The following is a 17836-nucleotide window of genomic DNA, read 5'->3' as shown; positions in this document are numbered from 1 at the left end:
ATCAAACGTCGCTCGACTGTTTCCAGCCAGCTCACCGAACATCGGCCAGGAATTTTTGGCCAGAAGGGATTCCGCATGACTGTGATGACGCCGAAATTCGGCATGGGGGCTTCGGTCCGCCGCAAGGAGGATGCGGCTTTCATCACGGGCCGGGGACACTATACAGACGATTTCCTGCCCGAGGGTACGCTGCATCTCTATGTGCTGCGCTCGCCCGTCGCCAAGGCAACCTTCACCATTTCCTCGATTGAGGAAGCGCAGGCGTCGCCGGGCGTTCATCTGGTGCTGACCGGCGCCGATGTGGCGCATCTCAAGGATCTGCGCTCCGGCGCGATGCAGAAGCAGCCCGATGGCACGCGCGCGCCGACGCGCGACATTCCGATTCTCTGCCGCGACCGCGTGCAGTATGTCGGTGATGCCGTGGCGCTCGTGGTGGCCGACAGCCGCGCCCAAGCGCAGGATGCCGCAGAACTGATCGATATCGATTTCGACGATGAAGAGGCGATTGCGGCAACCGCCGAAGCGCTTTCGGAAGACGCGCCGCTGGTCTGGCCGGAACTCGGGTCAAACCGCGCCTTCCTTTATCATGTGGGTGACAAGGAAAAGTCCGACGCGGCCTTTGCCAAAGCGGACCACGTGTCGCGCATCGAGTTCGTCAACAACCGTCTGGTCTGCAATTACATGGAGCCGCGCGCGGCGCTGGCCGAATGGCGCGACGATGAAAATCGCTATGTGCTGACAACCGGCTCGCAGGGCGTGCACTCCATGCGCGGCATTCTGTGCAAGACGTTCGGCATCGAGCCGGAAAACCTCCGGGTCATCACGCCGGATGTGGGCGGCGGTTTTGGCCCGAAAACCTTCGTCTACCGCGAATACGCCATGGTGATGGAAGCCGCGAAGCGCCTTGGCCGTCCGGTCAAGTGGACGGGCGACCGCAACGAGCATTTCATGACCGACGCGCAGGGGCGCGACAATGTCGTGACCGCTGAAATGGCGATGGATTCAGAAGGCCGTTTCCTTGGTCTTCGCGTGGATCTCACGGCCAATATGGGCGCGTATATCTCGCAATATGGCCCGTTCATTCCGTTCGTTGGCGTGTCCATGTCGACGGGCGTTTACGATATTCAGGCGCTCGATGTGACAATCAATGGCGTCTACACCAACACCTGCCCGGTGGACGCCTATCGTGGCGCGGGGCGCCCGGAAGCTGCCTTCCTTCTGGAGAAGCTGGTGGATGTCTGCGCCCGCGATCTCGACATGGGACGCGAGGAAATCCGCCGCCGCAATTTCATCAGGCCCGAGCAGTTCCCCTATCGCACCCAGACCGGCCGTCTCTACGATGTCGGTGAGTTCGAAGGGCACATGAACAAGTGCATGGAAAATGCCGGCTGGAGCACGTTCGATGAGCGGGTGGAGCAGTCGCGCCAAAACGGAAAGCTGCGCGGCATCGGCATGGCCACCTATATCGAGGCCTGCGCCTTCGCAGGCTCCGAGCCGGCCCATGTAAAGCTCAATGACGATGGCACGGTCACGCTTCTGATCGGCACCCAGTCGAACGGGCAGGGGCACGCCACGGCCTATGCGCAGTTCGTGGCCGACAAGCTCAATCTCGACATCGACAAAATCACTGTGCGCCAGGGCGACACGGATGAGCTGGCGTCGGGCGGTGGCACGGGCGGTTCGCGCTCCATTCCGCTGGGCGGCGTCTCCGCCGCGCGCGCCGGTGAAGACCTTGCCGAGAAAATCCGCAAGTTGGCGGCCGACGAACTGGAAGCGTCCGTCGACGATATCGAGCTTTCAGGCGGGGCGGCGCGCATCGTCGGTACGGACCGCGCGGTCGATTTCGCAGCCATCGCCAAGGCCGCCAAGGCTCCCGAGGATGTCGAAGGGTTCGGCGAGTTCGTGCAGGAAGAGGCGACCTATCCGAACGGCACCCATATCTGCGAGGTCGAGATCGACCCGGATACGGGCCGCACGGAGGTGCTTGATTACTGGATCGTCGATGATTTCGGCGCAACGGTGAACCCGATCCTGCTGGCCGGCCAGGTGCATGGCGGCGTTGCCCAGGGGCTTGGACAGGCGCTGACGGAAGACACGGTCTATGGCGAAGACGGCCAGCTCATCACGGCCAGCTTCATGGATTACGCCATGCCGCGCGCCGATGATCTGCCTTTCATCCATTTCGAGACGCGCAACGTGCCGTCCACCACCAATGCCATGGGCATCAAGGGGGCGGGCGAGGCCGGCACCATCGGCGCAACGCCGGCGGTTCTGAACGCAGTCACGGACGCGCTCTACCGCGCTCACGGCATCGACCATATCGACATGCCAACCACGCCATCGCGCGTCTGGGAGGCTATCCGCATGGCCCGGGAGGCAGACGCGGCATGAGGCAGGCCTGCGCATACGCCCTGGAATGCTCTCCCATCCCCAGAAGCTGCTTTTCAGGATTTTAGAGAATGCCTGCTGTGACCGAACTCGGCGCCGAACGCCAGCCACTCATCGGCATCGCGCTGAAAGTCATCTCGGTCTCCATCTTCGTCGTCATGTCCTCGCTGATCAAATCGGCGGGGACCGTGCCGTCCGGACAGATCGTCTTCTATCGCTCCTTCTTCGCGATTTTCCCGATCCTCGCCATGCTCGCCTGGCGCAAGGAGCTGTCGACCGCCTTTCGCACCACGCACCCCGTCAGCCACATCATGCGTGGCCTTGTCGGCGTGACCTCCATGGGGCTCGGCTTCTTCGCGCTCACGCGCCTGCCGCTGCCTGACGCGATCACCCTCAATTATGCGCAGCCGCTCATCGTGGTGGTGTTCTCGGCCATCTTCATGGGCGAGATCGTGCGCGTCTATCGCTGGAGCGCCGTGGCCGTCGGCTTCATCGGCGTCATCATCATCGCGTGGCCGAAACTCACCCTTTTGACCGGGGACGCCGGTCTTGAGGCCGCGCAGGCGGTGGGCGTCATTGCGGCCCTTTGCGCAGCGACGGGCTCTGCCGTCGCCATGCTTCTGGTCCGTCGGCTGGTGCAGACGGAAAAGACCGCCACCATTGTTCTCTGGTTTTCCGTCACGGCCACGGTGCTGGCGCTCTTCACCATCCCGTTCGGCTGGGCAGACCTGACGCGTGATCAGTATCTGGCCCTTGCCGGGGCGGGCGTGTGTGGTGGCGTCGCGCAGATCCTCATGACGGAGTGTTACCGCCATGCGGAGCTCTCGACCATCGCGCCGTTCGAATACACCTCGATGCTGCTTGCCATCATCATCGGCTATTTCGCCTTTGGCGATGTGCCGACCATCTACACGCTGGTCGGCGGCACCATCGTCATCAGCGCCGGTCTGTTCATCATCTGGCGCGAGCGCAGGCTTGGCCTCCGGCGCGTTGCCGCGCGCCGCTTCGTGCCGCCGGCCTCCTGAAGGCCGGCGCAGCCGCGCCGCCTTTTCAAAGGTCGATGGGCAGGTCGGGCCAGAGCGGCCCGTAGCGCTCTTCTTCCTTCAGGCTGTGGCTGCCGAAATGATAGCGAAAGCCCGCGAAGACGCCGTGTGAAACCGTCTTCTCGGCGCTGCCATCGGCCTGCGCCAGCTGGTAGCGATAGCCGCCAAAGCTGCTGAACGGCAGCTCGTGCGGCCGGTAGCTCACCTCCGCGCCGAGCCCGTAGATGACCGGGTCGTCCTCGATGGTGAGAGGGCGCTCATAAGTGCCCTGAAGACCAAGGCGAAACTGATCCGTCACATAGTAGCGTGCGCCAAGCATGGTGAAGGCGCTGTCGCTCTCCTTCTGCTCGATCATCTTCCGGCGCAGACCGGCTGCGGCCAGAAGCGTGGTCTTCTCCGAAAAGAGCGCTGCCTCCAGGCCGCCGGCCGCACTGTCCACGCGTTTCCATTCATCGCCTGCGATGGCGGTTGCCGGCTTTGCGCGTTCGGTCGCCAGACTGCCGAAGGCTCCAAGCGCATAGCGCTCCGGGTCGCGATGATAGAGATGCGCCGTGCCCTGCGTGCGCTGTCGCCTGTCGCCGTTCAGCTCCGAATGCCGGTGCTTCACATTGCCCTGCACGTTCCAGCCCGCGCCGATCCGTCGGTTGGCCTTCGCCGCCACGGAAACAGTCGAGTTGCGCCCGCTTTCGCCGGCCACCCTGCCATCGCCATCCGACTGGCGATATTCGATCACACCCATGGTGCGCGCATGCCTGATGGAGCCGCTCTGGGCACTCCGATACCGCTCCAGCGCCTCATGCGCCAGAAGATCAGCACCGAATGCCTGGCTGGGCAGGAATGCAAAAGTGAGGATCAGAAAGAGAAAAAGAAAAACCACGCGCCCCCCGGATATAACGCGAACACACATGCTCGACTCCGGGACGTTGTTGAGGCTGTCGACTGTGCCCCAACAGGGTTAATGCGGGCTTAAGCGGCTCTACGCGCCAGCGCCTTCCAGCTTCACCTTGATCGCAAGAAGGTCATGCCATGCGAGCTTCTTGTGGGCGGGGTTGCGCAGCAGATAGGCCGGGTGCAGCGTCGGCATGGTCGGAATTTCCTGACCAGCCGGCGTCTTGTGCAGCGCCCAGTTGCCGCGCATGCGCATGATGCCCGTCTGCGTGTTGAGCAGCAGCTTCGTCGAAGGGTTGCCCAGCGTCACCAGAACTTTCGGCGCGACCAACTCGATATGGCGCTCGATGAAGGGGCGGCAGATCTCCGTCTCAAGCGGAGAGGGATCGCGGTTGCCCGGCGGCCGCCACGGAATGACGTTGGAAATGTAGACCGATGTGCGGTCGAGGCCGATGGCTGCCAGCATGCGGTCGAGCAGCTTGCCCGAGCGCCCGACAAAGGGCAGGCCCTGAAGATCCTCGTCACGGCCGGGCGCTTCGCCCACAAGCATCACGGCGGCCTGCGGGTTGCCGTCGGAGAAGACGGTGTTCTTCGCGGTCGTTTTCAGATTGCAGCCATCGAAGGCGGCGAGCTGTTCGCGCAGTTCCTCCAGCGTGTTTGCGCTTTTGGCGATCTCGCGTGCGCGGGCTGCCTGCGCATCGTCGGGAATGGCCGCGCGCTGCGAGCTTGGAAGGGGCGGCGCCTGGATCTGTGCTGCCGGCGCTTTCTTCTTCTGCTCCTGCGCGGCTGGCGCGCGGCGTGCGGCGCGCTTTTCCGCCTCGACCCGGGTTTCCTCAAACCGGTCGGCGGCAGATTCCAGCAGGGACTCATCCACGCCGGCATCGGCGTAGAATGTCAGAAGCTCCCTTAGTCCTGCGGAATCCATCGTGCCCGAAATCCTGCCCGAAATCCTGATTGTCGCCGGTTGGCGTTGAAGCGGCACTTTCTCTTTCTTTGCCTGCCGTTGCAAGTTCACGAAGCGGGAATGCGTGGATCCTGCACCAGATAAAAGACCGGCTGGGGCGTCAGATCGGTAATCAGCAGGCGAAATGTGACGGAATGCCCCGCATCCACCGTACCGGACTGAAAGAGCAGTCGGTCATGGGGCTCGAATTTGCGGTCGTGGCTTTTAAAGGCGTCAGAGCCCACATACTCACTTCCCACATTGCGCTGGTCGAACGAAAGCCCGTCACCATAGACGCTGGAAACCCCGCGCTTCTCCTGAAGTTCGAACTCGAATTCCATCCAGGGCAGATTGCTCGCATTCAGCGTTTCGATCTCGATGAAGAGATAGCCCGCGCCCGCGCGCTCGTCATAGGCATAGCGCGGCGTCTCTCCGATGAGGCGAATAACCATCACCACCGCCGATGCGGTGTAGAGTTCCTGTTGAAGGATGACGGGATCACCGCGCGAACCGCTGCCGGAAACCGCGCGGATGCGAAACCCGCCGCTCTCGTCCGAGAAGGCGTATGGCCCCGCCTGCCAGCGCCCGTCATCTCCCGGCTCCGCAGCCAGCAGGCATGCGAGCAGGGGCAGGGCGATCATGGTTGCGGCGCGAGGCAGGATAACACCTCCCTTCCTGCCGCATTATAGCGCCATCGGTACTTTCCGCGAAATGGAATGGCGTTAGCCCAATTCAGCCGCCCAGTTCAGCCGCCCACTTGCCAGTTCGAGATCGTCTGAGAGGGATAGACCAGCTGAAGAATGTTGAGCGTGAGGTTGTCGCGGATCATCACGGCCATGAAGAACTCGGTCGTCACCACCAGAACGATGCTCAGCCATACTGGCGATATGCGGGCAACGAAGAAGCCGACAATCGTCGCGGCGGTATCGGAGAGCGAGTTCAGCACGCTGTCTCCGTAGTACCCCTCTGCCAGCGCCGATTCCCGATAGCGGTTGATCACCATCGGCGTGTTTTCTGCCATCTCCCATGCCGCTTCGAGACCCACCGCCAGCGCGAGGCGAAGCCCGACGGGCAGGCGCGGCGCGACAAGCCAGAGCAGCGCATAGAAAAGAAGGCCGTGGAGAAAGTGCGAATAGGTGTACCAGTCGCCGATATGCTGCGAGGTTTCCGGTCCCGACGGATCCGAATACCAGAGTTTGACCGTGCCGCAGTCGCAGATGGTCGTCTGCCCCATCAGTTTCAGAAACAGCGCCTGTATCGCCAGAATACCGAGAACGCAGAACGCGGTGATCGCAACCGGTCTTTGCCGATATGCTCTCAGAAGCGCATTTTCACTCGCATTCACGCGCACGATCTCCTTCTCAATTTGGAGCAACGGGCTCAATTTGAAACACCGGGCTCAATTCGGAACATCCAACCGATAGCCGGATTGCATTCTTGCCTGACGCTCTCGAAACCGCGCGACACTGATGGGATTCGGGAAGGCTGGCAAACAGGAATTGCCCACCACCAGATTGCCCAATATTTACGTTTACGTTAAAGTAAGTGTTGTGCTTGCAGCAATCAGGAATGGGTTGATGCAACTTCTCTGGTTTCGATAGGGGCGCGGATGCGCTATAGCCCGGCGTTGAAACCGTTATGCGGGGCTGATTTGTATCCGGTCCGCACCGGCCCATATTCGGGTCGAAACCATGGTGCGCTAGAGAAAAAGACTGCGGAGGGTTAAATGAGCGAGATGGAACGCGAAAGCATGGAATTCGATGTGGTCATCGTCGGCGCAGGGCCGGCAGGACTGGCCGCATCCATCAGGCTCAAGCAGCTCGATCCCGAGCTTTCCATCGTCGTGCTCGAAAAGGGCGGTGAGGTTGGCGCGCACATCCTGTCGGGCGCGGTTGTCGATCCCATCGGCATCGACCGCCTGCTTCCCGACTGGCGTGAAGATCCTGACCACCCGTTCAAGACGCCGGTCACCGACGATCAGTTTCTGGTGCTGGGGCCGGCAGGCTCCATCCGCCTGCCCAATTTCCTCATGCCGCCGCTCATGAACAATCACGGCAATTACGCCGTGTCGCTTGGCAATGTGTGCCGCTGGCTCGCCGGCCATGCCGAGGCGCTTGGCGTCGAAATCTATCCGGGCTTCGCCGCAGCCGAAGTTCTCTACAATGACGAAGGCGCAGTCATCGGCGTCGCCACGGGCGACATGGGCGTCGAGCGCGATGGCTCGCACGGTCCCAACTACCAGCCGGGCATGGCGCTTCTGGGCAAATATGTGCTGATCGGTGAGGGCGTGCGCGGCTCGCTCGCCAAGCAGCTCATCGCCCGGTTCGGTCTCGACGAAGAGCGTGAGCCGCAGAAGTTCGGCATCGGCCTCAAGGAGCTCTGGGAGGTCAAGCCGGAGAACCACAAGCCCGGTCTCGTCCAGCACTCCTTTGGCTGGCCACTCGACATGAAAACCGGCGGCGGTTCCTTCCTCTATCATCTGGAAAACAACCAGGTGGCGGTCGGCTTTGTGGTTCACCTGAACTACAAGAACCCCTTCCTCTCGCCGTTCCAGGAGTTCCAGCGCTTCAAGACGCATCCGGCCATTCGCGACACGTTCGAGGGTGGCAAGCGCCTCTCCTATGGCGCGCGCGCCATTACCGAGGGCGGCTGGCAGTCCGTGCCCAAGCTCGTCTTCCCGGGCGGCGCGCTCATCGGCTGTTCCGCAGGCTTCGTCAACGTGCCGCGCATCAAGGGCTCGCACAATGCTGTTCTGTCCGGCATGCTCGCCGCCGAACACGTTGTCGAGGCGCTCGGGGCAGGGCGCACCAACGACACGCTTGAAGGCTATGAGGCCGCCTGGCGCTCCTCAGACATCGGCAAGGACCTGAAGAAGGTCCGCAACGTCAAGCCGCTCTGGTCGCGCTTCGGCACGCTTCTGGGCGTCGGCATCGGCGGTCTCGACATGTGGCTGAACTCGCTGTTCGGCGTTTCGCCCTTCGGCACGATGAAGCACGGCAAGACCGATGCCGCCTCGCTTGAGCCGGCCGCGAAACACGCGCCCATCGATTACCCCAAGCCCGATGGTGTTCTCACCTTCGACCGTCTCTCCTCGGTCTTCCTGTCCAACACCAACCATGAGGAAGAGCAACCCGTTCATCTTCAGGTGAAGGACATGGAGCTGCAGAAGACTTCGGAATACGGCGTCTTTGCCGGCCCGTCCTCGCGCTATTGCCCGGCGGGCGTCTATGAATGGGTGGATGCCGACGGCAACGCGCTGACCGATGGCAGCGATGTGGCTGACGCGCGTTTTGTCATCAACGCGCAGAACTGCGTCCACTGCAAAACCTGCGATATCAAGGACCCGAACCAGAACATCAACTGGGTGCCGCCGCAGGGTGGCGAAGGGCCCGTCTACACCGGGATGTAACCGCATTGTCCGATCATGAAACCGGCGCCGCCGAAGCCAGCCCCGTCGATGAAGAGGCGCTGGCCGAAGCCTATAATCGCGCGCTTGCACTGGAAAAGGCGGGCGATCTCGACGCCGCCGCCGAGGCCTACAGGGAAGTTCTGGCGCTGGATCCCGCCGATCATGGCGGGGCAGCCGTGCGGCTCGCCAGCATGGGGCGCGGCGAAACGCCGACACGCGCCTCGGAGGCCTATGTCGCGACGCTGTTCGACCAGCACGCCGGTGAATTCGAAAGCATCCTCGTAGACCAGCTCGGCTACGATGTGCCGGCACTCGTGCGTCAGGCGCTGGAAGAGATCGCGCCCGGCCCCTATGAGCGCATGCTCGATCTTGGCTGCGGTACCGGCCTTGCCGGCGAGGTGCTGCGCGATATGGCAGCCCACATCACCGGCGTCGATCTTTCCGAAACGATGATCGAGGTCACCGACGAGAAAGAGCTCTACGACGCCCTATATGTGGGCGATGCGGTGGACTTTCTGCAGTATGCGGATGTCGAACCCTTCGACCTGATCACGGCGACGGATGTTCTGCCTTATCTCGGTGAGCTGGAAGCCTTCTTCGAAGGCGCTGCGGAACTCGCCACAGAGGGCGCGGTTCTGGCTTTCTCAAGCGAGACCCTGCCGGATGAAACGCTTGCCGGCCGCCCCTTCATGGTTGGCCCGCATCAGCGCTTTGCCCATGCGCAGGCCTATCTCGGCAAAATGCTTGCCGATCACGGCTTCGCCGGTCTGGCGATTGGCGACATCGTGGTGCGGCATGAAATGGGCAAGCCGGTGCCGGGGCATCTGGTCATCGCCCGAAAGCAGAAAGCCGATTAGCGCACCGTGCTTTCAACAGGTTAGGGCGTCATTTGTGCGTCCGGATGGCCGCACGGCGCTCTAACCGGCGTTCTGCGCCAGCTTCACCTCAAGGATGTTCTGTTCGGCGTCAGGCATGATGCCGAATTCGAACAGGACGGGCAGGTGGTCGGAACCGGCATCCTGCGGCCGCGAGATGGCAATGGGCACGATCCGTCCCTTGCTGAACACATGGTCGATGGGCAGGCCTGCAACCCGGCGAACGGGTTCGGGAACCAGACGCTTCAGCCAGGTCGGGCCAACGCCCGGCACAATATCCAGCTCACCGGCAGCCGCAACACGATGCGCCGTTGCGCTCCACGGCGCTGCGTTCAGATCGCCTGCAAGGATCGCCGTCTTGCCGAGCCGCTGCAGAACCGGTGTCACGCGCTCCACCTGACGGTTCTGTTCATAAGGCCAGGGCCAGCCGAGATGCAGCGCGGCGATCTCCACCGGATCTGCGCCAAGGCGTACCGTCGCCACGGCCATCGAGCCGCGATCATAGCACGCATAGGCGGATGAGCTGGCGAAAGGGCGGCGGGAGAGAATGGCAACGCCGCCGATCCGGGCCGGCGGCGGGCAGATCACGCGGTAGGGGTAGGTGGCTTCAAGGAACTTCAGTTCCTCCACCCACATGCTCGAAACCTCGTTCAGCGTCACGATGTCCGGCCGGGTCTGGCCGATCAGTGAAAACACCTGTTTTGGGGTGGGGTTGTCGTAGCGCAGATTCATCTGGAGCAGCCGGTAGCGCGCAGCCGGCATGTCCGCGGCTTCGGCTCTGGCCGTTCCTGCCGCATTCTGTCCCGGCAAAAGCGTGGCGCTCAGGGCTGCAAGGCCAAGCACGGTTCCTGCCGCACCGATCTGCCGCCAGCCCCGTATGAAGATCAGCGGCAGGGAGAGAATGGCGATCAGCACCGCCAGATGCATCCGAAAATGCGCCATGGCGTCGAAGGCCGGGTGCAGCCGGCCCCAATAGCCGGCCACGAGGGGCACCGAAATCAGAACCGCGCCGATTGCCAGAATTGCCGGCAGTGCGGATGCGGTTCTGCTCTTCTTCATCTCTCGCGCCTTGTTTGCTGCGTGTCCCTTGAGATACGCGGGCTAGCCGTTCTTTTGGGCTATTGGAAGGCGGTTTCGAAAAAGCTTCTCAGCTTGCGCGAATGGAGCCGTTCTGGCGGCATTTCCGCAAGTTTCTCGACCGCCCGCATGCCGATCTTGAGATGCTGGGAGACCTGCCGCTTGTAAAAGTCGGTGGCCATGCCCGGCAGCTTCAGTTCGCCATGAAGCGGCTTGTCCGAAACGCAAAGCAGCGTGCCGTAGGGCACGCGGAAGCGGAAGCCATTGGCCGCGATGGTGGCCGATTCCATATCCAGCGCAATCGCCCGCGACTGCGAGAGCCGCTGCACGGGGCCGCGCTGTTCGCGCAGTTCCCAGTTGCGGTTGTCGATGGTCGCCACCGTGCCGGTGCGCATGATGCGCTTCAGCTCATAGCCGGAAAGGCCGGTGGTCTCCGCTACCGCTTCCTGCAACGCAACCTGCACCTCTGCAAGTGCGGGCAGCGGCACCCACACCGGCAGATCGTCGTCAAGCACATGGTCTTCGCGCACATAGGCATGCGCCAGAACGTAATCGCCCAGCGCCTGCGAGTTTCTGAGCCCCGCGCAATGGCCGAGCATCAGCCAGGCATGCGGGCGCAGAACCGCCACATGGTCGGTGATCGTCTTGGCGTTGGAGGGGCCGACGCCGATGTTCACCATGGTGATGCCGGCGTGACCGTCACGCTTCAGATGATAGGCGGGCATCTGCGGCAGACGCGCCGGCGTGCTGGCCGAAGGGCTCGTCTCGCCGGCCTTGGTGATCACATTGCCGGGCTCCACGAAGGCCGTGTAGCCCTTGCCGCCTTCGGCCATCATCTCGCGGGCGAGGGCGCAGAACTCGTCAATGTAGAACTGATAGTTCGTGAACAGCACGAAGTTCTGGAAATGCGCAGGCGCCGTCGCCGTATAGTGCGACAGCCGGTGCAGCGAATAGTCGACGCGCTGCGCCGTGAACGGGGCCAGCGGTTCCGGTTCTCCTGCCGGCGTCTCATGGGTGCCGTTGACGATGTGGTCATCGGTGGCGTTCAGATCCGGCACGTCGAACAGATCGCGCAGTGGCCGTTTCAGCCGGTCGGCGATGGAGCCTTCCACATAGGTGTCCTGCAGGAAGGCGAAGTGCAGCGGGATCGGCGTTTCCGATTCCGACACGGTCACCGGCACGCCGTGATTGCGGATCACCAGGCTCAGCTGGTCGATCAGATAATCGTCGAAAAGGTCGGGCCGGGTGATCGTGGTCGCATAGACACCGGGCGCCGCCACATGGCCATAGGCCAGCCGCGTGTCGATCTGGGCGTAGGTGGCGGTGGCGAGGCTGACTTCAGGATAGAAGGCGCGGAAGCGGCAATCGCTCTCGCCTTCTTTGGAAACCTGCGCAAACGCATCGCGCAGGAATGCGGTGTTGCGCTCGTAGAGCGCTTTCAACGCCGCGACGGCTTCGCGGGCATCGGTAAAGCTCTTCCGGGCGTAGGGCTCCGGACTTGAAATCGTCTGAATGGGCTGAGGATAGATTCTGTGTTCCATGGCCTTTTATATGGATTTTCCCGGTCTTCTCAAGGCCCGGTTGCGGCATCCATGGTCTGCTCGCGCACTTCCAGCTGGTGGGGGAAGCTCTCCTAGCGCGAGCGTTGCAGGCTGACCATCAGAACGAGACCGGCGCCACTCGACCTGTCATAACGCCCTTCGATGATGTTTTCATCACCGGCGCGCACATTCTGGACCGCCAGAAGCGGCGAGCCGATCAGCATCGCGAACATCAGTCCCTTGGCCATATGTGTCATTGTCTGCAACATCACCAACCCCACTTCTTTTCTGCTCAGCGCCGCACCGTCTGGCCGCAAAACGCGTTGTCATCGGTCATGCAGGCGAAAGGCCTGCCGCCCTGCCAGCGGTCGGAAGACCGGCCGGCCTCTGCAACGAGGATCGCCAGGCCCATGCCGAACAGGGCTGCAATCAGGCAGACAATCGAAAATCGGCGTATCAGCATCGGGCTCTTCCTCTTTGTTGCCATCAATGTGGCAGGGGACGGCTGAACCGATACTGATGGGGGCATTCATCCGGCGTTCAGCACCGTTAACACGGCGGTTAACACCCGATGACAGATCGTTTATCGGCGCGTGTGTTGCAAAACGGGCGGGCGGTGCTTACCTGCCCCAATGTCGCCACGATCCTCCCCCGACCGCGTGGCTCTGAACCCTTGGAGGCAGACAAGCATGACCACCCAGATCAAGCCGATCGAACTTCATTACTGGCCGACACCAAACGGCTGGAAAGTCACCATCTTTCTTGAAGAGACCGGACTTCCCTATGCCGTGCACTATGTGAACATCGGCAAGGGCGAGCAGTTCGAGCCGTCCTTCCTGAAGATCGCACCGAACAACCGCATGCCCGCCATCATCGATCCCGAAGGCCCGGGCGGCGAGCCCATCTCCGTTTTCGAGTCGGGCGCGATCCTGCAATATCTTGGCCGCAAGACGGGCAAGTTCTATCCCACGGAAGAGCGCGCCCGCGTGGAAGTCGATCAGTGGCTGTTCTGGCAGATGGGCGGTCTTGGCCCGATGGCCGGTCAGGCGCACCATTTCCGCAAATATGCGCCCGAGAAAGTGCCCTACGGCATCGAGCGCTACACCAATGAGGTCAACCGCCTTTACGGCGTGATGGATCGTCGTCTTGCCGACCGCGCCTATCTGGCGGGCGATGAGTACACGATTGCAGACATGGCCTGCGTTGGCTGGATCAAGCCCTATGAGCAGCAGGGGCAGGACCTCAACGACTTCCCGAACCTGAAGCGCTGGTTCGAAACCGTCATGGCCCGGCCGGCGGTCATTCGCGCGCTCGAGGTTGGTCAGACGCATCGCAGCAATCTGGCCGAGGACAAGGAGGCCCAGAAGGTTCTCTTTGGTCAGCGCGCAAGCTGATCCCTGTCCGGAATGCAAAAAGCGGGCGATCCCGGTCGCCCGCTTTTCTTTATCGTAAGCCCAATCTCAGACGTTAGCCAAGCCTGATCAGCAGTATGGCCAGGATCAGAATGCCTACGCCCACCCAGCTTGTCAGGTTGAGGCGCTGGCCGAAAACGAGCCAAACGGCGATGGCCGTTCCCAGGATCGAAAGCACGCCCCACACTGCATAGGCGATGAAAAGATCCATGCCGGTGACGGCCAGTGCGAGCAGCGCGAACGCCGCCATGATCAGAAGAACTGCCGCAACGCCCCAGCCTCTGCGGGCAAAGCCGTTCGATTTTTCCAGCGCCAGATTGGCCATGATGTCGAGCGCCACCGAGCCCAGCACATATCCCATATAGATGGTCATCGCTTCTGCTCCTGCTGGTGGTGGCCATAATTGATTATAACAATGCCCAGCAGCGCCACGCCGATGCCGACCGCCTGCATGGTCGAGATGCTCTCATCCAGCAGATAGAGCGATGCAAGCGCGATCAGGATCATGCCGAGCCCTTCCCAGAAGGCGTTGGCCAGCGCCACCGGTATGCGCAGCGTCGCTTTGCCCAGAAAGAGATAGGCCATGGCGACCATGAAGATTGCGGCAAGCGTCCCCTGGGCCAGCTGGCCCGCAGACACCAGGAATTTCATCAGTGTGGTCCCGACAACTTCTGCGGAGACCGCAGCGATCAGATAGAACCAGTGCAATTTCGTCCTCGTGATGTAAGATCAAATTTAATGTCACTTGATTGAGATATCCGCCTTTTAGACGTATGAGAAATCGCTGAGTGACAAGAATTTTGACGAAAGGCCGTTCCAATGCGGCTCGACTACCTGGAATATTTTGAGGCTGCGGCGCGAACCGGCTCCATTTCGGGCGCAGCGGTGCAGCTGGGCCGCAACCGTTCCACGGTCAGCATGGCCATTGCCGCGCTGGAGGATGAGCTGGGTGCGGAGCTTTTCGTGCGGCGCGGCAACAGCCTCACCCTGTCGCCGGTCGGCGAGCATATTCTGGACGACTGCGCCCGTATCATCGCGCTTTCCAACAGCATCATCGAGCGTTGTGCGCGCGGCGAGGAGACTGCGGGCCAGGAGTTGCGGATCGGTCGCGACGACGTGCTTTCGGAAAATTTTTGGCGCCACGTAATCCGCTCCATCAGACGCGCGCGGCCGGATGTGCGCCTGAGCATGCGTTACGCGGAAAGCGACGTGCTGCCGGAACTGGTGCGCGAGGGGCAGCTGGACATTGCCTATTTCATCGCCTCCGGCCGGTCCGGCCCCGCCAGCGGGCTTTACAGCCGTGTCATCGCGCGGATTGGCATGCGCATGATGGTCGCGCGTGGTCACCCGCTCGCCGCGATGAGCTATGTCGCCGATGCGGATCTCTCCATCCTGCCGCAGATCACCTATCTCGACAGCACGCAGCATGAGCGCTTCCACCTCGACGCCATGGGCAGCGAGCGGATTGCGCTGAGTAGTTTTGAACTCGGCAAGGATGCGATCTGCGACGGTCTGGGCTGGGGCTATGTGCCCGAATCCCTGCTGTCGGAAGAAGACTATGCGCAGCTCGGCCAGATCAATCATGGTCTGGGCGCTGCGTGGTATCCCTATTTCGTCTGCAGTCGCGAGCCGCTGGCCGCCAAGGGGCAGGCGAGGGAGCCGCTACAGTCGCGCGCGCACGACATCATTCTCACACAGATGCGCAGCGATGGGCTGATTGCAGATTAAAACCTCCACGCGCCTTGCAGGGTTAAGGCGCGCGGAGGCATTGAGCTGGAGGGTTTTGCCTGCCCCTGGAGCGCTTCCGCTTTTCGCTGAACCGCTCTAAGGCATTGTTTTGCGCAACTCCGGACGGAAATCCGGTTCCCACTTTTCCTGGAGTTGCTTTAGATGCGGGACCAGGTCTGGTTGCGGCAGATCAGGCCACCAAGAACGCAGCCGCCCATCTTCAGATTGTTGCCGGTGAGGGTGCCCTTGCCGGAATAGGTCTTGTCCTTGGTCGGGTCGGTGATCTTGCCGGTGTACTTGTTGCTGCCCGCTGCCTGGAACGTGCCGATCTTCTTGCCGGCGAACTTTCCACTTTTCAGCGTGATGCAATAGGAACCGCCGCAGGGCGCGATCTGCGCGGTCGCGCCCGATTCCGTTTTCCAGTTCCCCTCGATCGGGTCGGCCATGGCGACACCGCCGGCAAGCAGCAGGGCCGCACCGCCCAGAAAGAGTTTGCCAATCATCATTCTTCCTCCCAATGGCGTTGCAGCTGCAAGCTTACGCGAACGTAAACGTAATACAACCTCTTTCTGCAACTGGCCCGTGAAGGCCCCCGCGCAGACGGGCGGGGGCTTTTCGCTCAGTCGACGCCGTAGATCTTCGCCACGTCATCCAGCATGCGCTCTGCCGCAAGGATGCCGCCAGCCGTGTTCCAGATCACGTCGTCAACGGCATGAACCGAGCCAGCCTGTACGGCCTTCAGGCTCTGCCAGAGCGGATCGCTGGCAATGTCGCGCGCAAGCGCGGTGGCCTTTCCGTCACCGGATTCATAGGTGAAATGCACCAGCCGGTCGCCATCCATGTCGGGAATGCTCTCCTTGCCGACCTTAAGCACGAAGCTGTCTTCCTGCTGGAGTTCAGGCCGCGCAATGCCGAGGCGGGCAAGCACATCGCCTGAAAAACTGTCTCTCTGGTAGATGCGGATCTGTCCGGGCATGAAGCGAATGACGGAAAGCGTCTCGTCCTTCTGCGCGCCGAGCGCGTCGGACAGTTCAGCCACACGCTTGTCGAAGGCCGCAAGCACCGCAGCCCCTTCGTCCTTCCTGCCAAGCGCTTCGGCATAGAGTTCGAAATTCTTGCGCCAGTCGCCCCTGAGGCGGGTGGACAGCACGGTGGGCGCAATCGCCGAGAGCTGGTCGTATACGCCCTCATGACGCTGGCGGTTGCCGAGGATCAGGTCCGGCTCCAGCGCCGCGATCTGCTCCAGATTGACCGCACGCTCCTCGCCAAGCGGCTCCACGCCGTCAAGCCGGTCGGCCACATGCGCATACCAGACGGAGCCGCGCGCATTGACCGCGCGTCCATTGGCGGCGCCCACCGGTTTGATGCCCAGTGCGAGAACCGCTTCGGTTCCCTCGGTGGTCAGCACCACGATGCGCTGAGGGGTGTCGGGCGTTGTCGTCCTGCCCATGGCATGCTGCACATTGCCGGCCAGAGCGGCTCCGCTCACGGCGGACAGGGCAAGGGTCAAAAGGGGAATAAGCAATCGTTTCATGAAAAATCTCGTCTTAAAATGAGAAAAATCCCCAAAACGGGGAGGGTGGGACGGCCCGTCACTGGCAGGCCGCCCCGGTCTTGATCAACGAAGCCCGTAAAGGCGGGCAAGATCGTCGAGCATCAGGTTCGCGGCCAGAACGCCTCCGGCCGTGTTCCAGATCGTGTCATCCACCTGATGAACCTTGCCCGCTTTCACGCCTGAAAGCGTCTGCCACAGGGGATCGGCCAGCACCTCTTCAGAAAGTCTGGTCGCGTCGCCATCGCCGGGTTCATAGGTGAAGTAGAAAATGCGGTCGCCATCCATGTCCGGAATGCTCTCCTTTCCGGCCTTCAGCATGAAGTTGTCGACATCCTGATTTTCAGGGCGCTGAAAACCGACCCTGTCGAGGATGAAGCCGGAAAAACTGTCCTTCTGGTAGATGCGGATGTGGCCGGGCATGAAGCGGATCACGGAGACTTTCTCGTCCACCGCTTCGCCCAGATCGTTTCTCAGGGACGAGACCTTCGCGTCGAAGTCCTCCAGCACCTTCTCGCCGGCTTCCTGCCGGTTCAGCGCCTTCGCCCAGAGTTCGAAATTCTCGCGCCAGTCGCCGCGCAGGCGCTCCGAAACAACGGTCGGGGCGATGGCGGAAAGCTGTTCGAAAATTCCTTCGTGTCGGATCTTGGTGCCCAGAATGAGGTCTGGCTCAAGTGCAGCGATCAGTTCCAGATTGACGGCGCTCTCCTTGCCGACCGGCTCCACGCCCTCCATCTGGTCCGCGATATGGGCATACCAGGGATCGCCATTCCAGGAATTCGCCGCGCCCACGGGCTTCACGCCCAGCGCCAGCAGGGCTTCCGTGCCTTCATTGGTCAGCACGATCACGCGCTGCGGAGCGTCGGGCACCGTGGCCGTTCCCATGGCGTGCTCGATCCCGGCAGCGCCTGCCGCCGCCGTGAACAACGCCATCAGCATGGCCGGTAAGAGGGGAAGGACGCGCATGATCTGTCTCCTGA

At 62.0% G+C, this 17836-nt stretch carries 19 protein-coding genes; 6 read left to right on the top strand and 13 right to left on the bottom strand.

All coding sequences use genetic code 11. The features are described from left to right. The first annotated feature begins 75 nt into the window (after positions 1-75). Positions 76-2391, top strand: a complete 2316-nt coding sequence (locus ACRTG1_RS16870; protein WP_432516676.1) for a xanthine dehydrogenase family protein molybdopterin-binding subunit — start codon at positions 76-78, stop codon at positions 2389-2391. 68 nt (positions 2392-2459) lie between these two features. Then, on the top strand, positions 2460-3413 hold the full coding sequence (locus tag ACRTG1_RS16865) for a DMT family transporter (RefSeq protein WP_113154626.1): 954 nt from the start codon (positions 2460-2462) through the stop codon (positions 3411-3413). Between the two features lie 25 nt (positions 3414-3438). On the opposite strand, the gene ACRTG1_RS16860 is transcribed toward ACRTG1_RS16865, so the two are convergent. From ACRTG1_RS16860 to ACRTG1_RS16845, 4 genes are all read right to left on the bottom strand, one after another. After that, positions 3439-4308 carry a hypothetical protein gene (locus ACRTG1_RS16860; RefSeq protein ID WP_432516674.1) on the bottom strand — a complete coding sequence of 290 codons (870 nt, stop codon included), beginning with the start codon at positions 4306-4308 and terminating at the stop codon, positions 3439-3441. A gap of 99 nt (positions 4309-4407) precedes the next feature. Continuing rightward, positions 4408-5244 (bottom strand): uracil-DNA glycosylase, encoded by an 837-nt coding sequence (locus ACRTG1_RS16855; protein ID WP_432516673.1) that lies wholly within the window; start codon positions 5242-5244, stop codon positions 4408-4410. An 86-nt stretch (positions 5245-5330) separates the two neighbouring features. Then, a complete protein-coding gene (locus tag ACRTG1_RS16850; protein WP_432516671.1) occupies positions 5331-5903 on the bottom strand; it encodes a hypothetical protein in 573 nt (190 codons plus the stop codon). Between the two features lie 104 nt (positions 5904-6007). After that, entirely contained in the window at positions 6008-6607 is a 600-nt protein-coding gene (locus ACRTG1_RS16845) for a DUF2585 family protein (RefSeq protein ID WP_432516669.1), read from the bottom strand. A 381-nt stretch (positions 6608-6988) separates the two neighbouring features. Between ACRTG1_RS16845 and ACRTG1_RS16840 the strand changes: the two genes are divergently transcribed. Beyond that, on the top strand, positions 6989-8671 hold the full coding sequence (locus ACRTG1_RS16840; protein ID WP_206553992.1) for an electron transfer flavoprotein-ubiquinone oxidoreductase: 1683 nt from the start codon (positions 6989-6991) through the stop codon (positions 8669-8671). 5 nt (positions 8672-8676) lie between these two features. After that, positions 8677-9528 (top strand): methyltransferase, encoded by an 852-nt coding sequence (locus tag ACRTG1_RS16835; protein ID WP_432516667.1) that lies wholly within the window; start codon positions 8677-8679, stop codon positions 9526-9528. Positions 9529-9588: 60 nt separating this feature from the next. Here the strand turns inward: ACRTG1_RS16835 and ACRTG1_RS16830 are convergent, their stop codons facing one another. From ACRTG1_RS16830 to ACRTG1_RS16815, 4 genes are all read right to left on the bottom strand, one after another. Then, on the bottom strand, positions 9589-10605 hold the full coding sequence (locus ACRTG1_RS16830; protein WP_432516666.1) for an endonuclease/exonuclease/phosphatase family protein: 1017 nt from the start codon (positions 10603-10605) through the stop codon (positions 9589-9591). Between the two features lie 59 nt (positions 10606-10664). Further along, positions 10665-12164: an AMP nucleosidase gene (locus tag ACRTG1_RS16825; protein WP_113154633.1), complete on the bottom strand. Its 1500-nt coding sequence runs from the start codon at positions 12162-12164 to the stop codon at positions 10665-10667. Between the two features lie 92 nt (positions 12165-12256). Next, the gene (locus ACRTG1_RS16820) at positions 12257-12433 is read right to left on the bottom strand and encodes a hypothetical protein (RefSeq protein ID WP_162742260.1); all 177 of its coding nucleotides are present in this window, start codon (positions 12431-12433) and stop codon (positions 12257-12259) included. Between the two features lie 23 nt (positions 12434-12456). Next, positions 12457-12627, bottom strand: coding sequence for a hypothetical protein (locus ACRTG1_RS16815; RefSeq protein ID WP_206545936.1), 171 nt, complete (start codon positions 12625-12627; stop codon positions 12457-12459). Between the two features lie 226 nt (positions 12628-12853). Here ACRTG1_RS16815 and ACRTG1_RS16810 point away from each other — a divergent pair, with 226 nt between their 5' ends. Then, positions 12854-13558: a glutathione binding-like protein gene (locus tag ACRTG1_RS16810; protein ID WP_297562755.1), complete on the top strand. Its 705-nt coding sequence runs from the start codon at positions 12854-12856 to the stop codon at positions 13556-13558. Between the two features lie 73 nt (positions 13559-13631). Here ACRTG1_RS16810 and ACRTG1_RS16805 read toward each other — a convergent pair whose 3' ends face one another. After that, the gene (locus ACRTG1_RS16805) at positions 13632-13949 is read right to left on the bottom strand and encodes an SMR family transporter (protein ID WP_113154635.1); all 318 of its coding nucleotides are present in this window, start codon (positions 13947-13949) and stop codon (positions 13632-13634) included. Continuing rightward, positions 13946-14284, bottom strand: coding sequence for a DMT family transporter (locus ACRTG1_RS16800; protein WP_113154636.1), 339 nt, complete (start codon positions 14282-14284; stop codon positions 13946-13948). Before ACRTG1_RS16800 ends, ACRTG1_RS16805 begins: the two co-directional genes overlap by 4 nt. A gap of 111 nt (positions 14285-14395) precedes the next feature. Between ACRTG1_RS16800 and ACRTG1_RS16795 the strand changes: the two genes are divergently transcribed. Continuing rightward, on the top strand, positions 14396-15304 hold the full coding sequence (locus ACRTG1_RS16795) for a LysR family transcriptional regulator (RefSeq protein ID WP_113154637.1): 909 nt from the start codon (positions 14396-14398) through the stop codon (positions 15302-15304). A 158-nt stretch (positions 15305-15462) separates the two neighbouring features. On the opposite strand, the gene ACRTG1_RS16790 is transcribed toward ACRTG1_RS16795, so the two are convergent. The 3 genes from ACRTG1_RS16790 to ACRTG1_RS16780 all read right to left on the bottom strand — a co-directional run bounded on the left by ACRTG1_RS16790 (position 15463) and on the right by ACRTG1_RS16780 (position 17822). Then, the gene (locus ACRTG1_RS16790) at positions 15463-15807 is read right to left on the bottom strand and encodes a DUF2147 domain-containing protein (protein ID WP_432516781.1); all 345 of its coding nucleotides are present in this window, start codon (positions 15805-15807) and stop codon (positions 15463-15465) included. 116 nt (positions 15808-15923) lie between these two features. Then, positions 15924-16838, bottom strand: coding sequence for an ABC transporter substrate-binding protein (locus tag ACRTG1_RS16785; protein ID WP_432516662.1), 915 nt, complete (start codon positions 16836-16838; stop codon positions 15924-15926). Positions 16839-16922: 84 nt separating this feature from the next. Further along, a complete protein-coding gene (locus ACRTG1_RS16780) occupies positions 16923-17822 on the bottom strand; it encodes an ABC transporter substrate-binding protein (protein ID WP_317089009.1) in 900 nt (299 codons plus the stop codon). Positions 17823-17836: the final 14 nt, after the last annotated feature.

This window comes from Nitratireductor sp. PBL-C9 (genome assembly GCF_050877045.1).
GTDB classification, from domain to species: Bacteria; Pseudomonadota; Alphaproteobacteria; order Rhizobiales; family Rhizobiaceae; genus Nitratireductor; species Nitratireductor aquimarinus.
The sequence above is the reverse complement of the archived record's forward strand: the minus strand, read 5'-3'. Positions and strand labels throughout refer to the sequence as shown.

Bases quoted from the DNA above. Each gene is read 5' to 3' on its own strand.
- ACRTG1_RS16870 (WP_432516676.1), top strand. From the start codon at position 76: ATGACTGTGATGACGCCGAAATTCGGCATGGGGGCTTCGGTCCGCCGC.
- ACRTG1_RS16865 (WP_113154626.1), top strand. From the start codon at position 2,460: ATGCCTGCTGTGACCGAACTCGGCGCCGAACGCCAGCCACTCATCGGC.
- ACRTG1_RS16855 (WP_432516673.1), bottom strand. From the start codon at position 5,244: ATGGATTCCGCAGGACTAAGGGAGCTTCTGACATTCTACGCCGATGCC.
- ACRTG1_RS16850 (WP_432516671.1), bottom strand. From the start codon at position 5,903: ATGATCGCCCTGCCCCTGCTCGCATGCCTGCTGGCTGCGGAGCCGGGA.
- ACRTG1_RS16840 (WP_206553992.1), top strand. From the start codon at position 6,989: ATGAGCGAGATGGAACGCGAAAGCATGGAATTCGATGTGGTCATCGTC.
- ACRTG1_RS16830 (WP_432516666.1), bottom strand. From the start codon at position 10,605: ATGAAGAAGAGCAGAACCGCATCCGCACTGCCGGCAATTCTGGCAATC.
- ACRTG1_RS16825 (WP_113154633.1), bottom strand. From the start codon at position 12,164: ATGGAACACAGAATCTATCCTCAGCCCATTCAGACGATTTCAAGTCCG.
- ACRTG1_RS16820 (WP_162742260.1), bottom strand. From the start codon at position 12,433: ATGTTGCAGACAATGACACATATGGCCAAGGGACTGATGTTCGCGATG.
- ACRTG1_RS16815 (WP_206545936.1), bottom strand. From the start codon at position 12,627: ATGCTGATACGCCGATTTTCGATTGTCTGCCTGATTGCAGCCCTGTTC.
- ACRTG1_RS16810 (WP_297562755.1), top strand. From the start codon at position 12,854: ATGACCACCCAGATCAAGCCGATCGAACTTCATTACTGGCCGACACCA.
- ACRTG1_RS16805 (WP_113154635.1), bottom strand. From the start codon at position 13,949: ATGACCATCTATATGGGATATGTGCTGGGCTCGGTGGCGCTCGACATC.
- ACRTG1_RS16795 (WP_113154637.1), top strand. From the start codon at position 14,396: ATGCGGCTCGACTACCTGGAATATTTTGAGGCTGCGGCGCGAACCGGC.
- ACRTG1_RS16790 (WP_432516781.1), bottom strand. From the start codon at position 15,807: ATGATTGGCAAACTCTTTCTGGGCGGTGCGGCCCTGCTGCTTGCCGGC.
- ACRTG1_RS16785 (WP_432516662.1), bottom strand. From the start codon at position 16,838: ATGAAACGATTGCTTATTCCCCTTTTGACCCTTGCCCTGTCCGCCGTG.
- ACRTG1_RS16780 (WP_317089009.1), bottom strand. From the start codon at position 17,822: ATGCGCGTCCTTCCCCTCTTACCGGCCATGCTGATGGCGTTGTTCACG.